The organism is Pseudomonas maioricensis (assembly GCF_022790535.1).
In the GTDB taxonomy this organism is placed as follows: domain Bacteria; phylum Pseudomonadota; class Gammaproteobacteria; order Pseudomonadales; family Pseudomonadaceae; genus Aquipseudomonas; species Aquipseudomonas maioricensis.
Window position 1 is genome coordinate 94,451 of the sequence record NZ_LOHG01000017.1, and the last position, 1,990, is coordinate 96,440.

At 59.4% G+C, this 1,990-nt stretch carries 1 protein-coding gene; it reads left to right on the forward strand.

Features of this window, described 5'->3' with window-relative positions; genetic code table 11:
- The first annotated feature begins 286 nt into the window (after positions 1-286).
- On the forward strand, positions 287-1,912 hold the full coding sequence (pvdP, locus tag AUC61_RS21840; RefSeq protein ID WP_243248230.1) for a pyoverdine maturation tyrosinase PvdP: 1,626 nt from the start codon (positions 287-289) through the stop codon (positions 1,910-1,912).
- Positions 1,913-1,990: the final 78 nt, after the last annotated feature.

The window sequence follows — 1,990 nt, forward strand, 5'->3', positions numbered from 1 at the left end:
GACCTCGGTGAGCTCCTACAGTCCAATGTTTGCTTCGCGACAGCGCTGTGTCAGGGACACCGGGTGATTTCCCACAGGGGATAGCGCTTGCGGTTTACCTGACACTCCGCTGGGCTCTTTGTGGGAGCGGTGCTTGGTCTGGGCGGCATTCCCGCGATACATGAGACAAAGCCAGTAGCTATAACCCGCCATTGTTCATAGCGAGCCCCCCAACCGATTAAATTTCCTCCGGCACACCTCGTTACTAGCTGGACAAGCCCGCTTCAGGGCTGACACAGGTAGGGCGATGACGATTTCTCGGCGCGGTTTCATGGCGGGGCTGGCATTGACCGGGGCGGCGGTCCCGGCGGTTTATTACGCCCATCGGGAGTGGACAAAGCCGGAGTTCCCCATCACCCCGGGTGAGGCCACGGTCGACCTGCCAGAAACGGCCGGGCAGCAATTGGCGGACAAGCTGCGCGGTGTCTGGCAAATCCGTTTCCTGGAGGGCGATGCAGGCATCGATGGCATGCCTCGTGAAGGGCTGGAGCTTTTTCTGGATATCGCCCAGCGCGGCCGTGGGCTGCGCGGTTATCTGGACACGGCGCAAAACCTGCGTAACAACAGTGTCCAGCCGCGCTATCAGGTGATCGGTGAACTGGTCGAGGCCGACCGCGGGAAACTGAGCTGGCGCATGACCCGGTCTGACTCGACCTCCGGGGACCCCGAGTACGAGTGTCTGGTGGTGCTCGATGAAGTCTGGGCCGGGTTTGGTAATGCTGGCAGGGCAACGCTTAACGTTAAGTCGCTGCGTATGGATCAACCGCTGGCGCTGCCTGCGACGAACAAAGGTTTTGTCGCCCTGAAACAGCTGTTCCCCGAAGCGCGAGAACGCATCCCGCTGCATCCGGATTTGTTGGCCAGCCTGATCAATCCCGAGCATCGGCTGTTCCACCAGTTGTGGCATGCGTCGCGAGACAAGTGGCATAAATTGTCCGAGGACAAGCGCAATGCACTGCGTGGGCTGGGCTGGCAGCCCGGCCCGCGTGAACAGGAGCGTGATGCTCGTGGCGAGCGCAAGGATCGTAATGGTTCTGGCATCGATTTTTTCTTCATGCATCGACACATGCTGGGCGAGGCTCGCACGTTTCAGGACTTGCCGTCATGGCGACGCTTCCCGCTGACTCAGCCGGATGTAGAGCGGGACCGGGCGGGGTTTGCCGATTACTTTGATAATCATGACGGGACCTCCGTACCGCCGACCTGGCTGGCCGGTGATGATGCCGAATACACCCAGTGGGTCAGTGATATCAAGACGGCGGAGGCGTATCACAGCAATTTCGAGGTGTGGGAATCCCGTTATCGTGACCCGCGTTATTTGTCGAAACTGACCCTTGGGCAGTTTGGTTCCGAGATGGAGTTGGGGCTGCATGACTGGCTGCACATGCGCTGGGCCACGGTGCCAAGAGATCCATCCAACGGTGGGCCGGTCCCGATGGGCAGGGGCCAGGCGGATTTCGCTTCGCGGTGGTTCGAGGCGGAAAACGACTTCCTTGGCGATCCGTTTTCCTCTCATGTCAACCCGGTGTTCTGGCGTTTCCACGGCTGGATCGATGATCGTATCGAGGACTGGTTCAGGGCTCACGAGCGTTTTCATCCAGGCGTTGTGCAGCGCATGACGGTCAAAGGCGTGAACTGGTTTGCGCCGGGCCGTTACGTCGAAATTGCCGACCCCTGGTTAGGGCCGAGCACGCATGGGTGCAGTACCACGCCGGGGCTGATGCCTGGCAAAACAGTAGAAATGGACCCCGAGGTCATGAAGCTCGCCCTGCGCATTACGTTTGGCGAAGACAAATCCATCGGCGACCTGCTACGCCGCGTCCCGCAGCGTCCGTGGTATGCGCGGCATCTCAAGTTGCGGGTGTCGACCTGATATCTGCGGTGCGCTCATTGTCGGAATGCCGCCCAGACCAAACATAAAATAACTATCTGAATTTAAATAATTCTTTCT